This is a genomic window from Staphylococcus sp. FSL K6-3157, from assembly GCF_038005145.1.
Classification (GTDB): domain Bacteria; phylum Bacillota; class Bacilli; order Staphylococcales; family Staphylococcaceae; genus Staphylococcus; species Staphylococcus equorum.
In genome coordinates this window covers 962,868-983,028 of sequence record NZ_JBBOSM010000001.1, presented here as the reverse complement: position 1 = coordinate 983,028, position 20,161 = coordinate 962,868, and the positions used below count along the sequence as shown (strand labels likewise).

Here is a 20,161-nt window from a genome sequence, read left to right as displayed (position 1 = left end):
AATATAAATTAAAAAACACCAACCGATTGTCAAAATGAACTGCGCCCATCCAAGTAGACACTTAAAAAGTAAAAACTTAGAAGAGAGCATATCATCATTCAATCGTTGGTGTTATTATTTTTAGAAAATATATTTAGCCTTATGTTGTTCATAGATTCATCTTTTTAAATATTAACTAATATTTAACTGAAAATTGTTCAATATCCATACTATTAAAGCCATTTAATGTCATATCAGCAGTTACGCCAGCCTGATATAAATAATGGCCAGCTGAACCAATCATGGCAGCATTATCTGTGCAAAGACTAGGACTCGGTATACAAAGTTTAATGTTATGGGCTTCACAAGCTTCTGCTAAATTTGCTCGCAAACCTTTATTACTTGCCACGCCACCTGCAACAATCAGTTGTTTAACATCATAATGCTCACAAGCTGAAATAGCTTTGCCGACTAAAACTTCTACAACGCTATTTTGAAAACTTGTTGCTACGTCTGCTTTGTTAATTTCTTCATCTTTTTGTTTTAAATTATGCAATTTATTAATTACTGCACTTTTCAAACCACTAAAGCTAAAGTCATAGCTATCTTTTTCAAGCCATACTCTAGGAAATTGATAATTATCTTTTCCTTCTGCTGCTAGACGATCTACTTGTGGGCCGCCCGGATAACTTAATCCAATTGTTCTCGCTACTTTATCATAAGCCTCACCGACAGCGTCATCTCTTGTCTCTCCTATAACTTCAAAACTCAAGTGGTCTTTCATATATACTAATTCTGTATGTCCACCTGAGACTATTAATGCCATTAAAGGAAACTGTAAGGGTGTTTCTAAATGGTTCGCATATATATGACCAGCAATATGATGAACAGGTATCAAAGGTTTATCGTAAGCAAATGCTAAGGCTTTTGCCGCATTAATTCCCACTAATAATGCACCAATCAATCCTGGTCCTTGAGTTACAGCAACTGCATCTATATCATGCATTGTTACATTTGCTTTAACTAACGATTCATCAATCGTTGTTGTTATTCCTTCAACATGATGTCTACTCGCTACTTCTGGTACTACGCCACCAAAACGTTTATGACTCTCAATTTGACTTAATACGATATTACTGAGTATTTCTGTACCATTTTTAATAATACTTACACTTGTTTCATCACAACTCGATTCAATTGCTAATATTAATGTCGCATCACTCATTAAAATTCACCCACATAACTAATGCATCCTCGCCTTCACCATAATAATTTTTTCGCTTACCACCATATCTAAAACCTAAATTTGTATAAACGTGTTGTGCTATATCATTATCTACACGCACTTCTAAACTCATCATTTCACATTTTTCTCGGACAAAATTCATTACATATTTTAATAAAAGTTGGCCTAAACCGTAACCCCTATATTCATTATCAATAGCGACGGTTGTAATTTGTGCTTGATCAATTACTATCCATAAGCCAATATAACCAATTATCTTCTCATTAAATTCAATAATAAAATAATTTGCAAATTCATTTTGCTCTACCTCGTGATAAAATGCATCAATCGACCAACTACTGTCATTAAAACTATTTCTTTCTATATCAAATACCTGTGGCACATCTTTTGTGTTCATTAAACGTATATTTAACTCTTGTTCTGTTGGTTTAACCAATTTCTCTCAGCCTCTGATATTTTAATATAGTTTGGTGTGAATTGATGTATATTTTCTGCTGTTTCAATAAGTGGTTTCATGTTTTTAGCTAGTGGCACATTCGCAACACAGGTACTATCTAATAATTCTTCTAAATGCTCAGTATCTGTCCCTACAAACACATAGGGTTGTCCAGTCTTGTGCAATAAATCCAATAATTCTTCAATAGGTAAATACTGGTCTTGTTCAACTTGAACTAATTGATTCTCTTCATATTGGTATACACCTGTATAAACCGCTTCTCTTCTTGCATCAAACACAGGGACAATTAATCTCGTGTCTTCTTTAATCGTTGCAGCAAGTGCCTTGAGTGATGACACACCATACAACTCAGCATTTAAAGCGTATGCTAAAGTTTTTGCAACTGTTACACCTATTCTTAAACCAGTATATGAACCTGGTCCCTGTGCAACTACAATGACATCGATATTTTCTTTCAATACTTTACTTTCAGCAATAACTTGTTCGATTGCTGGCATTAACTGTACTGAATGATTTACTTTTTCATTTGAATTCAATTCACTTAACACCTTATCGTCTTGCATTAAAGCAACTGACAATGGCTGATTTGACGTATCAATCAACAGATAGTTCACGTTCAACCTCCTCCTTTATTTTTGCATAATGTACACCTTGTGCTTCTAATTCTATATTTCTTTCCGATTCATTTAATGTCGTTATATTAATAGTTAAAGAAGACGGTGGTAAAAACTCAGAAATAAATTGACTCCATTCGATTAAAATAACTGCTTCATCTTCAAAATATTCATCAAAGCCTAAATCCTCTTCAGAGTCTTCTAATCTATAACAATCCATATGATGTAATCTCAAATTTGATCCTTGATATGATTTTATAATATTGAAGGTTGGTGAATTAATATTTCTTTTTACACCTAACGCTTTTCCAATAAATTGACTTAATGTTGTTTTCCCAGCACCTAGATCACCATTAAGCAATACAAGGTCGCCAGCTGATAAATACTTCGCTAACGTTGTAGCAAAAACCGCCATTCCATCTAAATCCTTTATCTTAATCATATTCCCCTCCCTTTTAGAGCAACTTCCCAAATTATTGGGATTAGTTGCTCTTATGCATGAGCTTTAGCTCAGGCGTTCCTTTTTTAATTGCCCAAATTATTGGGATGAGTTGCTCTTATGCAAGTGCGATTAGCACTTGTATACTTTTAACACTTCTCTTATACTCCATTATAAAAACTCAGTTCTTTCTATAGTAACTATTCGCAATTTTTATTTGAGTTAATCACAATATATTACTTCAATTTATCTGTTCTATATAAATAACTCTTATAGTTTAACAAATTTTTGCCTATTTTACTTCATAGTAAAACAAGTTCTTTCTTTTTTGTAATTGTGTGAATTTAGAGATAATTCCAAAAAGTCATTGACATGACCTCGCTGATGTAGTAAATTTAATTTATCGAATTTTTAGACAATTCAATTAAATAAAAACCATTCATTCGAGAGGAGTATAATAAAATGACCAAAAACCATATGCAATACAAACCAACAACTTCAAATAATTTAGTCATTTTATTATGCTATTAGGACTGGAACTTTAGTGAAGAATTTACTAAACGTTTAAGTCCTCTTTCTAGTTGAATGGGACTTGAAAACGTCCCAATAATTTATTGGGACGTTTTTTTTATTTTCAATTTTAAGGGGGAAATGGTATGAGAAGCGATATGATCAAAAAAGGTGATCAGCAGGCTCCAGCAAGAAGTCTTTTGCATGCTACAGGTGCATTAGAAAAACCAACAGATATGAATAAGCCTTTCGTGGCAATTTGTAATTCATATATTGACATTGTCCCAGGACATGTCCACTTAAGAGAATTAGCAGACATTGCCAAAGAAGCAATTCGTGAAGCAGGTGCTATTCCCTTTGAATTTGACACAATCGGTGTAGATGACGGTATCGCGATGGGGCATATAGGAATGAGATATTCCCTTCCCTCACGAGAAATCATTGCCGATTCTGCTGAAACCGTAATTAACGCGCATTGGTTTGACGGTGTATTCTATATTCCTAACTGTGACAAGATTACACCAGGTATGATCCTCGCATCAGTCAGAACCAATGTTCCAGCCATCTTTTGTTCTGGTGGTCCTATGAAAGCAGGATTATCTTCAGAAGGTAAAGCATTGACACTTTCTTCAATGTTTGAAGCAGTTGGTGCTTTTAAAGATGGTTCGATTTCAAAAGATGAATTTTTAGATATGGAACAAAATGCTTGTCCAACATGTGGTTCTTGTTCTGGTATGTTCACTGCGAATTCAATGAATTGTTTAATGGAAGTTTTAGGCTTATCCCTTCCATATAATGGAACAGCATTAGCAGTCAGTGATCAACGTAGAGAAATGATTAGAGAAGCCGCGTTCAAATTAGTAGATAATATTAAAAATGATATTAAACCAAGAGATATCGTAACAAGTGAAGCAATTGATGATGCTTTTGCGTTAGACATGGCAATGGGTGGTTCTACAAACACTGTGCTTCACACATTAGCAATTGCAAACGAAGCTGGCATCGATTATGACTTAACAAGAATTAACGAAATTGCTAAGAAAACACCTTACCTTTCAAAAATTGCACCTAGTTCTTCTTATTCAATGCATGATGTACATGAAGCAGGTGGTGTGCCAGCAATTATTAATGAACTGTTTAAAAGAGAAGGTACCTTACATCCAGATAGAATCACAGCGACAGGCAAGACCCTTCGTGAAAATAATGAAGGTAAAGAAATTTTAAATAGCGATGTAATTAGACATCTAGATAACCCTTACGACAAACAAGGAGGGCTTTCAATTCTATACGGTAATTTAGCTCCAAATGGTGCCGTCATTAAAGTAGGTGGTGTAGATCCTTCAATTAAAGTATTTAAAGGTAAAGCAATTTGTTTTGACTCGCATGATGAGGCAGTAGAAGCAATTGATAATCACGTTGTTCGAGAAGGCCATGTTGTCGTCATAAGATATGAAGGTCCTAAAGGTGGCCCAGGCATGCCTGAAATGTTAGCACCTACCTCTTCAATTGTAGGAAGAGGATTAGGTAAAGATGTCGCATTAATTACAGATGGCCGTTTCTCAGGTGCAACTCGAGGCATTGCTGTAGGACATATATCACCTGAAGCGGCTTCGGGTGGACCTATTGGACTAATTAAAGATGGTGATGAAATTACTATTGATTTAACTAACCGAACGTTGAATGTCGAAGTATCAAATGAAATTTTAAACGATAGAAAAGAAGATGTGAAACCATTTAAAGCAAAAGTGAAAACTGGTTATCTTGCACGTTACACCGCACTTGTTACAAGTGCTAATACTGGTGGCGTAATGCAAGTTCCCGAAAATCTCATTTAAGGAGTGAGCACAATGTCTAAACATACTGAAACACTTGAAATAGAAAAATCAGAAAATTTTGAATCTTTGGAAGCAGTAGAACCAATTGAACCTGAAGTTGAACTAGAACAAGAGACAATTGATGAAATGAGATCTGGTTCAGAATTATTAGTTGAATCATTGGCAAATGAGAGTGTTGATTTTATATTTGGTTATCCAGGAGGTGCTGTTCTCCCTCTTTATGACACACTATATGATGGAAGAATAAAGCACATCTTAGCCCGTCACGAACAAGGTGCAACGCACGCAGCTGAAGGTTATGCACGTGTATCTGGTAATACAGGCGTAGTAGTTGTTACAAGTGGTCCAGGAGCTACAAATGCGATTACCGGTATTGCTGATGCTTACAGCGACTCTTTACCTTTAGTAGTAATCACAGGCCAAGTCGCAACACCTGGTATCGGTAAGGATGCATTCCAAGAAGCAGACTTACTCTCCATGACAACACCTATTACTAAACACAACTATCAAGTCAAAAATGTACAGGATATTCCAAAAATTATTCATGAAGCTTTTCATATCGCTAATACTGGAAGAAAAGGTCCTGTGGTAATCGATTTTCCTAAAGATATGGGTGTCCTATCAACAAATGCCCAAGTTACTAATGAATTAGAGTTACCTGGTTACACAATACCTAATAAACCGAAAAAAGATGATATACAAAAATTGAGAGACTTTTTGAAAAGTGCAAAAAAACCATTAGTACTTTCAGGTGCAGGCATCAACCATGCCAAAGCAAACGATTTATTCACTGAATTTGTAAGTAGACACCAATTACCAGTAGTAAGTACATTACTTGGTCTCGGTGCAATTCCATACGAACACCCCCTATTTTTAGGTATGGGTGGTATGCACGGATCATACGCAAGTAATATGGCATTAACTGAATGTGATTTACTTATTAACTTCGGAAGTCGCTTTGACGACAGATTAGCTAGTAACCCTGATGAATTCGCACCAAATGCTAAAATCGTTCATGTTGATATCGATCCATCTGAAATCAACAAAATTATTAAAGTAGATTTGGGTATTGTTGCCGATTGTAAAGCGACATTAGAATTTCTACTCGATTTCGACAGTTATTCAATCCGACACGAAGATTGGTTAGAAACATGTAACGAAAATAAAACACAGCAACCATTTGCATACAGCGATGATGAAGATGGTGTATTTTCAAAACCACAACGCGCAATTGAATATATCGGAGAAATTACCAATGGTGATGCAATCGTAACTACAGACGTGGGACAACATCAAATGTGGGTTGCACAATACTACCCATTCAAAGATCATGGTCAACTTGTTACAAGTGGTGGTTTAGGCACAATGGGCTTTGGTATACCTGCAGCAATTGGTGCTAAATTAGCTAAACCAGACAAACCAGTCGTAGCATTTGTAGGCGATGGTGGTTTTCAAATGACAAACCAAGAAATGGGTATTTTAGAAGAATACGGCATAGATATTAAAATCGTAATCGTAAATAACGGTACACTGGGTATGGTGAAACAATGGCAAGATAAATTCTTTAATAAACGTTTTTCACATTCTGTGTTTAATGGACAGCCAGACTTTATTAAGCTATCTGAAGCATATAATGTAAAAGCCTATCTCATAGATGATCCAACACACTTAGAACAAAAATTGGATGAGGCTTTCCAACATGACGGACCAGCTTTAATTGACATTCGTATTTCACCAGTTGAAATTGTCTCTCCTATGGTACCAAGTGGTAAAGCAAACCATGAGATGGAGGGTCTATTATGAGAAGAACATTTAGAACAAAAGTGAGAGATAAAGCAGGTACATTGAATAGATTAACCAGTATTTTCGTACGAAGACAATTTAATATCGTTAACCTTTCCGCAACACCTACGCTAGAAGAAGGTATTTCTAACATTACTTTTGTAGCAGAAATACCTGATACAGACGTGTTACGCACACTACTTCAACAGCTTGAAAAGCAAATCAATATAATTGAGGTTGAAGATATAACAGATACAAATACCTACAATAGAGAGTTGGTACTTGTGAAATTACAAACACCAAACAATCACCAAGAATTACAAAATTTAATCAAACCTTATGATGCGCTAGTCTCTATATTAAAAAATGAAGAAACTTATACGTATCTTCAAGCCTCAGGTCCACAATATACGATGGATAATTTATTAGACGATCTATCATCATATAAAATCGAACAAGTCTCACGTACGGGTTCGGCAGGTATTATTTAGCTTAAGTTTTAATGTTTTAACAAAAATTCAAATCACATGGAGGATTATATTATGACAACAGTTTATTATGATGAAACAGTAAAGAAAGATGCATTACAAGGTAAAAAAGTAGCGGTTTTAGGTTATGGATCTCAAGGTCATGCTCATGCACAAAACTTAAAAGACAATGGCTATGACGTAATCATTGGTATCAGACCTGGACGTTCTTTTGATAAAGCAAAAGATGACGGCTTCGAAGTATATCCTGTAAATGAAGCAGCAAAACAAGCTGATGTCATTATGGTACTTCTACCAGATGAAGCTCAAGGTAAAATATATAAAGAAGAAATCGAACCAAATCTAGAAGCAAATAATGCATTAGTTTTTGCTCATGGTTTTAATATTCATTTTGATGTTATCAACCCACCAGAAAACGTTGACGTATTCTTAGTAGCTCCAAAAGGCCCAGGACATTTAGTTCGTCGTACTTTTGCTGAAGGTAGTGCAGTCCCTGCCCTATTCGCAGTAGAACAAGATGCAAGTGGAGAAGCTACAGACTTAGCTTTAAGCTATGCTAAAGGTATCGGTGCTACACGTGCTGGTGTATTAGAAACATCATTCAAAGAGGAAACCGAAACAGATTTATTTGGTGAACAAGCTGTCCTTTGTGGTGGTACAACTAAATTAATTCAAACTGGTTTCGAAACTTTAGTTGAAGCTGGATATCAACCAGAGATTGCCTATTTCGAAGTATTACATGAAATGAAACTTATCGTAGACCTATTATACGAAGGTGGTATGGAAAACATGCGTTATTCAATTTCAAATACAGCAGAATTTGGTGACTATGTATCTGGACCACGTATCATTACACCAGACGTTAAAGATAATATGAAAGCAGTACTAGAAGATATCCAACAAGGAAAATTCAGTGATCGTTTCATTAAAGATAATGAAAATAATTTTGAAGAGTTCCACAAACTACGCGAAGAACAACATGGACATCAAATCGAAGCGGTTGGTAAAGAGCTACGTGAAATGATGCCATTCATTAAATCTAAAAGCATTGAAAAATAATTAGATTCAACCTTTAAATTAATCGTAATTGGAGAATCACACTTAATTAGGGATATATGATTGCTTAAAAATGCAGCTACTTTTCTCATAAAAGTGTGTTTCTTCATTACTTACGGTTATATGAGTCTAAAATTCATTTATAGGAGATGTTGAAAATGAGTAGCCATATTCAAATTTTTGATACAACACTTAGAGACGGCGAACAAACACCTGGTGTAAACTTTTCATTCGATGAACGTTTGAAGATAGCAAACCAACTTGAAAAATGGGGCGTAGATATTATAGAAGCTGGCTTCCCTGCATCAAGTAATGGTAGTTTTAAATCAGTTGAAGCAATCTCAAAAGTATTAACAACAACTGCTGTATGTGGTCTAGCCCGTTGTGTGAAAAAAGATATTGATGCAGTATATGAAGCAACTAAAGAAGCAGCAAAACCAAGAATTCATGTCTTTATCGCAACAAGCCCGATTCATCGCGATTCCAAACTTATGATGTCTAAGGAAGAAGTTTTAGCATCTATAACAGAACATGTAAGCTATGCGAAAAAATATTTTGATTTAGTTCAATTCTCCCCAGAAGATGCAACAAGAACAGAACTACCATTTTTAATAGAATGTGTTCAAACAGCTGTTGATGCCGGAGCAAGTGTAATCAATGTACCTGACACTGTAGGTTTCAGTTACCCTTCTGAATATGGTCAAATTTTCAAAACACTACAAGAATCTATCAAAACAGACCATGAAGTAATTTATAGTGCGCACTGTCACGATGATCTTGGGCTTGCAGTTGCAAATAGTATGGCTGCAATTGAAAATGGAGCCAAACGAATAGAAGGTACCTTAAATGGTATTGGGGAACGTGCAGGTAATGCAGCACTTGAAGAAGTAGCACTTGGCCTTTACGTTCGACAAGATCATTACGGCAATCAATCTAGAATTAACCTTGAAGAAACAAAACAAACCTCAGATTTAATTGCTAGATTTGCAGGAATTCGAGTTCCTAGAAACAAAGCCATTGTCGGTCAAAACGCCTTTAGTCATGAATCAGGTATCCATCAAGATGGCATAATTAAAAACCCTGAAACATATGAAATTATGACACCTCAACTTGTTGGTGTTAAAACAACAGAATTACCTTTAGGTAAACTTTCAGGCAAACATGCTTTTGCTGAAAAATTAATTAATTTGGGTTACGATGTTGATCCAGAAGAACAAAAAGTATTATTTAAACAGTTTAAAACAATTGCAGATAAGAAAAAAGCAGTTACAGACCGTGATATTCATGCTTTAATTCAAGGTACAGAACACGAACAAAATGCGATATATCAAGTTGAAACTTTACAGCTACAATTTGTTTCAAATGGACTTCAAAGTGCTGTAGTCGTCATTAAAGATAAAGACGGTAATACGTATCAAGATTCAAGTATTGGCACTGGATCTATCGTTGCCGTGTACAATGCAATAGATCGTATTTTTGACCTCAACACTGAGTTAATAGAATACCGTATTGATTCTGTTACTGAAGGCACTGATGCACAAGCAGAAGTACATGTACAAATTAAAATTGATAATCAAATTGTCACAGGTGTCGGTATTGACCATGATATCTTGCTTGCGTCATGTAAATCATATGTAGAAGCACATGCTAAATATGCTGCTAATTCAGCTACGGAAGAAGGTATTCATTCATGAGTTATAAGATTGTAGCCCTACCAGGTGATGGTATTGGTCCTGAGATTATGAAAGGATCACTAGAAATATTAGCACAATTAAGCCAAGATTTTAATTTTAATTATGACTTAGAATCACATGATTTTGGTGGTGTTGCTATAGATCACCATGGTAAACCACTTCCTGAATCCACACTAAATGCATGTCAAAATGCTGATGCAATTTTATTAGGCGCTGTAGGTGGACCAAAATGGACTGATCCTAATAATAGACCAGAACAAGGTTTATTAGGCATACGTAAAGCGTTAGGCTTATTCGCTAATATACGCCCTACTACAGTAACAAATGGTACGAGCCATTTATCTCCGATTAAAGAAGAGCGTGTTGCAGGCACAGATTTCGTTTTAGTAAGAGAGCTCACTGGAGGTATCTATTTTGGTGAACCTAAAAAATTGGGTGATGACGATGCACTTGATTCTCTTACTTATACCAGATTAGAAATTGAACGCATTGCTAGAGTTGGATTTGATTTAGCTCAAAAAAGAAATAAAAAATTAACATCTGTTGATAAAGAAAATGTGCTTTCTTCTAGTAAATTATGGCGTAGAGTAATAAATGAAGTTTCACAAGATTATCCTGAAGTAGAAGTTAACCATTTGCTTGTAGATGCTTGTGCAATGCATTTAATTACTAACCCATCGCAATTTGATGTCATTGTTACGGAAAATTTATTTGGTGATATTTTAAGTGATGAAGCATCTGTAATACCGGGTTCACTAGGTTTATCACCTTCTGCAAGTTTTAGTGAACAAGGTCCACGACTTTACGAACCGATTCATGGTTCAGCGCCAGATATTGCAAACCAAGATATCGCAAACCCTTTCGGTATGCTTTTATCAGTTGTTATGTGTCTTAGAGAAAGCTTAAATGAACCACAAGCAGCTGAAAAATTAGAAACAGTAATTTATCAACTCATTAAAGAAGGTAAAACAACCCGTGATCTCAATGGAAATTATAATACGTCAGATATTATTAATTTCGTAAAAGAAAATCTATAAAAAGGAGGAGATGTCATATGGGTAAAACACTATTTGATAAAGTTTGGAATAAACATGTCTTGACTGGTAAAGAAGGTGACCCACAGTTATTATATATAGATTTGCATCTTATACACGAAGTCACATCTCCTCAAGCATTTGAAGGTCTGAGACTCCAAAACAGACAATTGCGTAGACCAGACTTAACATATGCAACACTTGATCACAACGTACCAACCGTAGATATCTTTAATATCAAAGATGAAATCGCAAACAAGCAAATTACTACATTGCAAAATAATGCTAAAGAATTCGGTGTTCATATATTTGATATGGGTTCTGATGAACAAGGTATTGTGCATATGGTAGGTCCTGAAACAGGTTTAACCCAGCCAGGTAAAACAATTGTTTGTGGTGATTCTCATACTGCTACACATGGTGCTTTCGGAGCAATTGCTTTTGGTATTGGTACAAGTGAAGTAGAGCATGTATTTGCTACACAATCGCTGTGGCAAACTAAACCTAAAAATCTAAAAATTGATGTAACAGGTAAATTGCCGACAGGTGTATATGCCAAAGATATTATCTTACATTTAATTAGTCAGTATGGCGTTGATTTTGGGACAGGTTATGCTCTAGAATTTTCTGGAGAAGCGATTCGTAGTTTGAGTATGGAAGCTAGAATGACAATTTGTAACATGGCAATTGAAGCTGGTGCTAAATATGGCATGATGGAGCCAGATGAAACAACATTTGAATATGTTAAAGGCCGTCCATACGCAACAAACTTCGATAATTCCGTTGATGAATGGCGCGAACTCTACACAGATGACGATGCCGAATTTGATAGAGTCATTGAAATGGATGTCTCAGATTTAGAACCTCAAGTGACTTGGGGAACTAGTCCTGAAATGGGAGTGAGTTTTAGCACACCTTTCCCAGAAATAGAAGATGTTAATGACGAACGTGCATATAATTATATGGGTTTAAAACCTGGTCAAAAAGCTGAGGATATCGATTTGGGTTATGTCTTCTTAGGTTCTTGTACAAATGCTCGTCTTTCAGATTTAGTTGAAGCGAGTCATATTGTTAAAGGAAATCAAGTCCACCCTAATATTACAGCAATCGTTGTTCCAGGTTCTCGGACAGTTAAGAAAGAAGCAGAAAAAATAGGACTAGATAAAATTTTTAAAGAAGCAGGTTTTGATTGGAGAGAGCCCGGTTGCTCAATGTGTTTAGGAATGAATCCAGACCAAGTACCTAATGGTGTTCATTGTGCTTCGACAAGTAATCGTAACTTTGAAGGTCGCCAAGGTAAAGGCGCAAGAACACACCTTGTTTCTCCTGCTATGGCAGCAGCCGCAGCAATTAATGGTAAATTTGTAGATGTTAGAAAGGTGGTTGTATAATATGGAAATCAAACCAATCACTACGTATACAGGTAAAGTCGTACCATTATTTCATGACAATATCGATACCGATCAAATTATACCTAAAGTCCATTTAAAACGTATTTCAAAATCAGGATTTGGACCATTTGCTTTCGATGAATGGCGTTATTTAGATGACGGATCTGATAATCCAGACTTCAATCCAAATAAACCAGAATATAAAGATGCATCGATTTTAATTACTGGAGATAATTTCGGATGTGGCTCAAGTCGTGAACATGCTGCTTGGGCGATTAAAGACTACGGTTTTGACATAATTATTGCTGGCAGTTACAGTGATATATTCTATATGAACTGTACTAAAAATGCGATGTTACCTATTGTATTAGATGAAGAAGCGAGAAAACATTTAGCACAATCAGAATCGATCACAGTAGATTTACCAAATCAAACTGTTTCTTCTCCAGAGAAAAAATTTACTTTTGATATCGATGAAACTTGGAAAAACAAACTCGTAAAAGGACTTGATGATGTTGCAGTAACATTGCAATATGAAGATGAGATTAAATCTTACGAAAGAGCAAAAAATTTTTAAAGATACTAAACTAACAAAGGTGTGAAACATATGACTGTAAAAACAACTGTTTCTTCAAAAGATATCGATGAAGCTTACTTACAAATTAAAGATACTGTTAAAGAGACTCCATTACAAAAGGATCATTATTTATCACTTAAATATGACTGTAATGTATATTTAAAAAGAGAAGACCTACAATGGGTCAGATCTTTTAAACTTAGAGGAGCTTACAACGCAATTGTAGCCTTAAATAAAGAAGACAGAGAAATGGGCATCACATGTGCAAGTGCAGGCAACCATGCACAAGGTGTGGCTTATACTGCTAATAAATTACACTTAGATGCAGTTATCTTTATGCCTGTCACTACCCCACTTCAAAAGATTAACCAAGTTAAATTCTTTGGTGGACAAAATGTCGAAGTCATTCTTACAGGTGATACTTTTGATGATTGTTTAAAAGAAGCGCTCGGCTATACAGAAGACAACAAAATGAATTTCATTGATCCGTTTAACAATATCTATACTATTGCAGGGCAAGGTACACTTGCTAAAGAAATCATTGATCAATCTCAAGAAGAAAATATACAATTTGATTATTTATTTGCCGCAATTGGAGGCGGAGGTTTAATTTCTGGTGTTGGTACGTATTTCAAAGAAAATTCACCTCAAACATCTATTGTTGGCGTAGAACCTGCTGGCGCAAGCAGTATGTATACATCAGTTGTTTTAGAAAATCAAATCGTAACATTACCTGACATTGATAAGTTTGTTGACGGTGCTTCAGTTGCAAGAGTTGGTCAGATAACATATGACATCTCTAAAAAAGTTGTTGATGATTATGTTCAAGTACATGAAGGTGCTGTATGTTCAACCATTTTGGATATGTACTCTAAACAGGCCATTATCGCAGAACCTGCTGGTGCATTAAGTATTACCGCTTTAGATAATTATCAAGCAGAAATCAAAGGTAAAACAGTTGTTTGTGTTGTGAGTGGTGGTAACAATGATATTAACCGCATGAAAGAAATTGAAGAGCGTTCATTACTTTTCGAAGAAATGAAACATTACTTCATTTTAAACTTTCCCCAACGTCCCGGCGCTTTAAGAGAATTTGTAAATGATGTACTTGGACCTAAAGACGATATTACTAAATTCGAGTACCTAAAAAAATCATCTCAAAACACCGGTACAGTTATCATAGGCATTCAATTAAATAATCATAAAGATTTGAATAACTTGAAAAAGAATGTAAATGAGTTCGATGCTTCAAATATTTACATTAATGAAAATAAAATGCTTTATTCACTTCTTATTTAAAAGCTTAGCGCAATAGCTAAGCTTTTTTTAATGAACTACTTCCCAATCTCATTGGGATCAGTAGTTCTTACACATGAGCTTCAACTTATGTGCTCATGGCTTAAACCAGATTTTTTGGAAGTTAAGCTCCTTTTGCGCATAAAAAAGAGACCCTTTCGGGTCCCTAATTGCCTGGCAACGTCCTACTCTTGCGGAACGTAAGTCCGACTACCATCGGCGCTAAGGAGCTTAACTACTGTGTTCGGCATGGGAACAGGTGTGACCTCCTTGCCATTGTCACCAGACAATGAACTGTATAAAAAATTATACATTCAAAACTAGATAGTAAGTAAAATTTGATAATACCAAACAAAACACTTTTAAATTTGATTAAGTCTTCGATCGATTAGTATTCGTCAGCTCCACATATCGCTATGCTTCCACCTCGAACCTATTAACCTCATCATCTTTGAGGGATCTTATAACCGAAGTTGGGAAATCTCATCTTGAGGGGGGCTTCATGCTTAGATGCTTTCAGCACTTATCCCGTCCATACATAGCTACCCAGCGATGCCGTTGGCACGACAACTGGTACACCAGAGGTATGTCCATCCCGGTCCTCTCGTACTAAGGACAGCTCCTCTCAAATTTCCTGCGCCCACGACGGATAGGGACCGAACTGTCTCACGACGTTCTGAACCCAGCTCGCGTACCGCTTTAATGGGCGAACAGCCCAACCCTTGGGACCGACTACAGCCCCAGGATGCGATGAGCCGACATCGAGGTGCCAAACCTCCCCGTCGATGTGAACTCTTGGGGGAGATAAGCCTGTTATCCCCGGGGTAGCTTTTATCCGTTGAGCGATGGCCCTTCCATGCGGAACCACCGGATCACTAAGTCCGTCTTTCGACCCTGCTCGACTTGTAAGTCTCGCAGTCAAGCTTCCTTATGCCTTTACACTCTATGAATGATTTCCAACCATTCTGAGGAAACCTTTGAGCGCCTCCGTTACTCTTTAGGAGGCGACCGCCCCAGTCAAACTGTCCATCTGACACTGTCTCCCACCATGATAAATGGTGCGGGTTAGAAATCCAACACAGCAAGGGTAGTATCCCACCAACGCCTCGACGTAAGCTGGCGCTCACGTTTCAAAGGCTCCTACCTATCCTGTACAAGTTGTACCGAATTTCAATATCAGACTACAGTAAAGCTCCACGGGGTCTTTCCGTCCTGTCGCGGGTAACCTGCATCTTCACAGGTACTATGATTTCACCGAGTCTCTCGTTGAGACAGTGCCCAAATCGTTACGCCTTTCGTGCGGGTCGGAACTTACCCGACAAGGAATTTCGCTACCTTAGGACCGTTATAGTTACGGCCGCCGTTTACTGGGGCTTCGATTCGTAGCTTCGCCGAAGCTAACCACTCCTCTTAACCTTCCAGCACCGGGCAGGCGTCAGCCCCTATACATCACCTTACGGTTTAGCAGAGACCTGTGTTTTTGATAAACAGTCGCTTGGGCCTATTCACTGCGGCTCTCCTGGGCGTTAACCCTAAAGAGCACCCCTTCTCCCGAAGTTACGGGGTCATTTTGCCGAGTTCCTTAACGAGAGTTCGCTCGCTCACCTTAGAATTCTCATCTTGACTACCTGTGTCGGTTTGCGGTACGGGCACCAAAATTCTAGCTAGAGGCTTTTCTTGGCAGTGTGAAATCAACGACTCGAGGAAACAATTTCCTCTCCCCATCACAACTTGACCTTAAGAGTGCCGGATTTGCCTAACACTCAGTCTCATTGCTTGGACGTACAATCCAATAGTACGCTTCGCCTATCCTACTGCGTCCCCCCATCGCTTAAAACGAAATTTGGTGGTACAGGAATATCAACCTGTTATCCATCGCCTACGCCTATCGGCCTCAGCTTAGGACCCGACTAACCCAGAGCGGACGAGCCTTCCTCTGGAAACCTTAGTCAATCGGTGGACGGGATTCTCACCCGTCTTTCGCTACTCACACCGGCATTCTCACTTCTAAGCGCTCCACATGTCCTTGCGATCATGCTTCAACGCCCTTAGAACGCTCTCCTACCACTGTCCTTACGGACAATCCACAGCTTCGGTAATATGTTTAGCCCCGGTACATTTTCGGCGCAGTGTCACTCGACTAGTGAGCTATTACGCACTCTTTAAATGATGGCTGCTTCTAAGCCAACATACTAGTTGTCTGGGCAACGCCACATCCTTTTCCACTTAACATATATTTTGGGACCTTAGCTGGTGGTCTGGGCTGTTTCCCTTTCGAACACGGACCTTATCACCCGCGTTCTAACTCCTAAGATAAAATTGATTGGCATTCGGAGTTTGTCTGAATTCGGTAACCCGATAAGGGCCCCTCGTCCAAACAGTGCTCTACCTCCAATAATCATTACTTAAGGCTAGCCCTAAAGCTATTTCGGAGAGAACCAGCTATCTCCAGGTTCGATTGGAATTTCTCCGCTACCCACAACTCATCCGCTCACTTTTCAACGTAAGTCGGTTCGGCCCTCCATTCAGTGTTACCTGAACTTCAGCCTGGTCATGGGTAGATCACCTGGTTTCGGGTCTACGACCAAATACTCAACGCCCTATTCAGACTCGCTTTCGCTACGGCTCCACATTAACTGCTTAACCTTGCATCAAATCGTAACTCGCCGGTTCATTCTACAAAAGGCACGCCATCACCCATTAACGGGCTCTGACTACTTGTAAGCACACGGTTTCAAGTTCTATTTCACTCCCCTTCCGGGGTACTTTTCACCTTTCCCTCACGGTACTGGTTCACTATCGGTCACTAGAGAGTATTTAGCCTTGGGAGATGGTCCTCCCGGATTCCGACGGAATTTCTCGTGTTCCGTCGTACTCAGGATCCACTCAAGAGTGAACAAACTTTCGACTACAGGATTATTACCTTCTTTGATTCATCTTTCCAGATGATTCGTCTAATTTGTTCTTTTGTAACTCCGTATAGAGTGTCCTACAACCCCAACAAGCAAGCTCGTTGGTTTGGGCTCTTCCCGTTTCGCTCGCCGCTACTCAGGGAATCGATTTTTCTTTCTCTTCCTGCGGGTACTAAGATGTTTCAGTTCCCCGCGTCTGCCTTCAGATATGCTATGTATTCACATATCGATAACACGACATAACTCGTGTTGGGTTTCCCCATTCGGAAATCTCTGGATCAAAGCTTACTTACAGCTCCCCAAAGCATATCGTCGTTAGTAACGTCCTTCGTAGGCTTCTAGTGCCAAGGCATCCACCGTGCGCCCTTAATAACTTAATCTTTTCGACCTTCAACACGATAAAATCGGTTGAAAACCTAAAATGTTATTAATCTGTGAGTGTTCTTTCGAACACTAGCGATTATTTCTATTTTTTTGAATTCAAGCTTTTTAAAACTCTAATTCACTCGGTTTTGCTTGGTAAAATCATAAATTTTACTTACATATCTAGTTTTCAATGTACAAAATAACGCAATGAATACTCGTAATGAGCATTCAAAACTGAATGCAATATGTCAATGTCATTCCTCTTCATCTTCTCAAGGAAGATGTTCCGAATATATCCTTAGAAAGGAGGTGATCCAGCCGCACCTTCCGATACGGCTACCTTGTTACGACTTCACCCCAATCATTTGTCCCACCTTCGACGGCTAGCTCCATAAATGGTTACTCCACCGGCTTCGGGTGTTACAAACTCTCGTGGTGTGACGGGCGGTGTGTACAAGACCCGGGAACGTATTCACCGTAGCATGCTGATCTACGATTACTAGCGATTCCAGCTTCATGTAGTCGAGTTGCAGACTACAATCCGAACTGAGAACAACTTTATGGGATTTGCATGACCTCGCGGTTTAGCTGCCCTTTGTATTGTCCATTGTAGCACGTGTGTAGCCCAAATCATAAGGGGCATGATGATTTGACGTCATCCCCACCTTCCTCCGGTTTGTCACCGGCAGTCAACCTAGAGTGCCCAACTAAATGCTGGCAACTAAGTTTAAGGGTTGCGCTCGTTGCGGGACTTAACCCAACATCTCACGACACGAGCTGACGACAACCATGCACCACCTGTCACTTTGTCCCCCGAAGGGGAAGGCTCTATCTCTAGAGTTTTCAAAGGATGTCAAGATTTGGTAAGGTTCTTCGCGTTGCTTCGAATTAAACCACATGCTCCACCGCTTGTGCGGGTCCCCGTCAATTCCTTTGAGTTTCAACCTTGCGGTCGTACTCCCCAGGCGGAGTGCTTAATGCGTTAGCTGCAGCACTAAGGGGCGGAAACCCCCTAACACTTAGCACTCATCGTTTACGGCGTGGACTACCAGGGTATCTAATCCTGTTTGATCCCCACGCTTTCGCACATCAGCGTCAGTTACAGACCAGAAAGTCGCCTTCGCCACTGGTGTTCCTCCATATCTCTGCGCATTTCACCGCTACACATGGAATTCCACTTTCCTCTTCTGTACTCAAGTTTCCCAGTTTCCAATGACCCTCCACGGTTGAGCCGTGGGCTTTCACATCAGACTTAAGAAACCGCCTACGCGCGCTTTACGCCCAATAATTCCGGATAACGCTTGCCACCTACGTATTACCGCGGCTGCTGGCACGTAGTTAGCCGTGGCTTTCTGATTAGGTACCGTCAAGATGTGCACAGTTACTTACACATTTGTTCTTCCCTAATAACAGAGTTTTACGATCCGAAAACCTTCATCACTCACGCGGCGTTGCTCCGTCAGACTTTCGTCCATTGCGGAAGATTCCCTACTGCTGCCTCCCGTAGGAGTCTGGACCGTGTCTCAGTTCCAGTGTGGCCGATCACCCTCTCAGGTCGGCTACGTATCGTTGCCTTGGTAAGCCGTTACCTTACCAACTAGCTAATACGGCGCGGGTCCATCTATAAGTGATAGCAAAACCATCTTTTACTTTAGAACCATGCGGTTCCAAATGTTATCCGGCATTAGCTCCGGTTTCCCGAAGTTATTCCAGTCTTATAGGTAGGTTACCCACGTGTTACTCACCCGTCCGCCGCTAACTTCAAAGGAGCAAGCTCCTTATCCGTTCGCTCGACTTGCATGTATTAGGCACGCCGCCAGCGTTCATCCTGAGCCAGGATCAAACTCTCCATAAATGAATTATGATGTTTGATTAGCTCATAAAATACTAATTTGTGTGTTATCTCTAACACGTTTGAACCAACAATTTAATGTTGTGTTCGGAATTAACGTTGACATATTGCAATTCAGTTTTCAATGTTCATTAATGTTTCTATTGGAGCGGGTGATGGGAATCGAACCCACAACATCAGCTTGGAAGGCTGAGGTTTTACCATTAAACTACACCCGCGTATTATTTATATGTAATATTTTTGGTGCGGCCAAGAGGATTTGAACCTCCACGGGATTTCTCCCACTAGGCCCTCAACCTAGCGCGTCTGCCGTTCCGCCACGGCCGCTCGCAAAACGGTTTGTTTATCAAGTTAACATTATATATTGTAATATATCTTTAATGTTTTGTCAACACGTTTTTAAAGTTAATTTAATAAAATTAATACTTGCTTAACTCAATTGCCTATTAATTTCGCAACGTTTATTATCTTATAATATAATCGACTCATCGTCAACAGAAAAAGCAAACAAAAATGAGTAAAATGATCTAGTTATAAGTTGGATTTAACTATTGATGTTAAAATACACATTAAAATCACCTAAATAGACCTTTATTACTTAAATTCTACCTATATTTTACTTCAAAATAAAAA

At 38.5% G+C, this 20,161-nt stretch carries 13 protein-coding genes, 2 tRNA genes and 3 rRNA genes; 9 read left to right on the top strand and 9 right to left on the bottom strand.

Annotation, left to right across the window (positions count from 1 at the left end):
- Nucleotides 1–175: 175 nt before the first annotated feature.
- Genes tsaD through tsaE form a run of 4 tightly spaced genes read right to left on the bottom strand, consistent with a single transcriptional unit; the run spans nucleotide 176 to nucleotide 2,738 of the window.
- Nucleotides 176–1,204, bottom strand: coding sequence for a tRNA (adenosine(37)-N6)-threonylcarbamoyltransferase complex transferase subunit TsaD (gene tsaD / locus MHB47_RS04580; protein ID WP_340755390.1), 1,029 nt, complete (start codon nucleotides 1,202–1,204; stop codon nucleotides 176–178).
- Nucleotides 1,197–1,661, bottom strand: a complete 465-nt coding sequence (gene rimI / locus MHB47_RS04575) for a ribosomal protein S18-alanine N-acetyltransferase (RefSeq protein WP_340755388.1) — start codon at nucleotides 1,659–1,661, stop codon at nucleotides 1,197–1,199. Before rimI ends, tsaD begins: the two co-directional genes overlap by 8 nt.
- Entirely contained in the window at nucleotides 1,634–2,296 is a 663-nt protein-coding gene (tsaB, locus tag MHB47_RS04570; RefSeq protein WP_340755385.1) for a tRNA (adenosine(37)-N6)-threonylcarbamoyltransferase complex dimerization subunit type 1 TsaB, read from the bottom strand. The genes rimI and tsaB overlap by 28 nt, the downstream gene beginning before the upstream one ends.
- Nucleotides 2,277–2,738, bottom strand: coding sequence for a tRNA (adenosine(37)-N6)-threonylcarbamoyltransferase complex ATPase subunit type 1 TsaE (gene tsaE / locus MHB47_RS04565; RefSeq protein WP_002507126.1), 462 nt, complete (start codon nucleotides 2,736–2,738; stop codon nucleotides 2,277–2,279). Before tsaE ends, tsaB begins: the two co-directional genes overlap by 20 nt.
- A 653-nt stretch (nucleotides 2,739–3,391) precedes the next feature.
- Between tsaE and ilvD the strand changes: the two genes are divergently transcribed.
- The 9 genes from ilvD to ilvA all read left to right on the top strand — a co-directional run bounded on the left by ilvD (nucleotide 3,392) and on the right by ilvA (nucleotide 14,401).
- Nucleotides 3,392–5,080 carry a dihydroxy-acid dehydratase gene (ilvD, locus tag MHB47_RS04560; protein ID WP_340755383.1) on the top strand — a complete coding sequence of 563 codons (1,689 nt, stop codon included), beginning with the start codon at nucleotides 3,392–3,394 and terminating at the stop codon, nucleotides 5,078–5,080.
- A 12-nt stretch (nucleotides 5,081–5,092) separates the two neighbouring features.
- Nucleotides 5,093–6,883 carry a biosynthetic-type acetolactate synthase large subunit gene (gene ilvB, locus MHB47_RS04555; RefSeq protein WP_069818996.1) on the top strand — a complete coding sequence of 597 codons (1,791 nt, stop codon included), beginning with the start codon at nucleotides 5,093–5,095 and terminating at the stop codon, nucleotides 6,881–6,883.
- Nucleotides 6,880–7,353, top strand: coding sequence for an acetolactate synthase small subunit (ilvN, locus tag MHB47_RS04550; RefSeq protein WP_002507123.1), 474 nt, complete (start codon nucleotides 6,880–6,882; stop codon nucleotides 7,351–7,353). Before ilvB ends, ilvN begins: the two co-directional genes overlap by 4 nt.
- Nucleotides 7,354–7,389: 36 nt before the next feature.
- Complete coding sequence (gene ilvC, locus MHB47_RS04545) at nucleotides 7,390–8,409, top strand: ketol-acid reductoisomerase (RefSeq protein ID WP_071561883.1); 1,020 nt, start codon at nucleotides 7,390–7,392, stop codon at nucleotides 8,407–8,409.
- Nucleotides 8,410–8,564: 155 nt separating this feature from the next.
- On the top strand, nucleotides 8,565–10,100 hold the full coding sequence (locus tag MHB47_RS04540; RefSeq protein ID WP_340755381.1) for a 2-isopropylmalate synthase: 1,536 nt from the start codon (nucleotides 8,565–8,567) through the stop codon (nucleotides 10,098–10,100).
- On the top strand, nucleotides 10,097–11,137 hold the full coding sequence (gene leuB, locus MHB47_RS04535) for a 3-isopropylmalate dehydrogenase (protein ID WP_340755379.1): 1,041 nt from the start codon (nucleotides 10,097–10,099) through the stop codon (nucleotides 11,135–11,137). Before MHB47_RS04540 ends, leuB begins: the two co-directional genes overlap by 4 nt.
- Before the next feature lie 17 nt (nucleotides 11,138–11,154).
- Complete coding sequence (gene leuC / locus MHB47_RS04530) at nucleotides 11,155–12,525, top strand: 3-isopropylmalate dehydratase large subunit (RefSeq protein ID WP_002507119.1); 1,371 nt, start codon at nucleotides 11,155–11,157, stop codon at nucleotides 12,523–12,525.
- A gap of 1 nt (nucleotide 12,526) precedes the next feature.
- Complete coding sequence (leuD, locus tag MHB47_RS04525; RefSeq protein WP_340755376.1) at nucleotides 12,527–13,102, top strand: 3-isopropylmalate dehydratase small subunit; 576 nt, start codon at nucleotides 12,527–12,529, stop codon at nucleotides 13,100–13,102.
- 30 nt (nucleotides 13,103–13,132) lie between these two features.
- Nucleotides 13,133–14,401 (top strand): threonine ammonia-lyase IlvA, encoded by a 1,269-nt coding sequence (ilvA, locus tag MHB47_RS04520; RefSeq protein WP_021339953.1) that lies wholly within the window; start codon nucleotides 13,133–13,135, stop codon nucleotides 14,399–14,401.
- A gap of 169 nt (nucleotides 14,402–14,570) precedes the next feature.
- Here the strand turns inward: ilvA and rrf are convergent.
- From rrf to MHB47_RS04495, 5 genes are all read right to left on the bottom strand, one after another.
- Nucleotides 14,571–14,685, bottom strand: a 5S ribosomal RNA gene (gene rrf, locus MHB47_RS04515).
- 81 nt (nucleotides 14,686–14,766) lie between these two features.
- A 23S ribosomal RNA gene (locus tag MHB47_RS04510) occupies nucleotides 14,767–17,690 on the bottom strand.
- 288 nt (nucleotides 17,691–17,978) lie between these two features.
- Nucleotides 17,979–19,531 (bottom strand): 16S ribosomal RNA (locus MHB47_RS04505).
- The 16S, 23S and 5S rRNA genes sit together here with 2 tRNA genes alongside, the layout of an rRNA operon.
- Before the next feature lie 141 nt (nucleotides 19,532–19,672).
- A tRNA-Gly gene (locus tag MHB47_RS04500) sits at nucleotides 19,673–19,746 on the bottom strand.
- Nucleotides 19,747–19,769: 23 nt separating this feature from the next.
- Nucleotides 19,770–19,855: transfer RNA gene (locus tag MHB47_RS04495), tRNA-Leu, on the bottom strand.
- Nucleotides 19,856–20,161 lie beyond the last annotated feature (306 nt).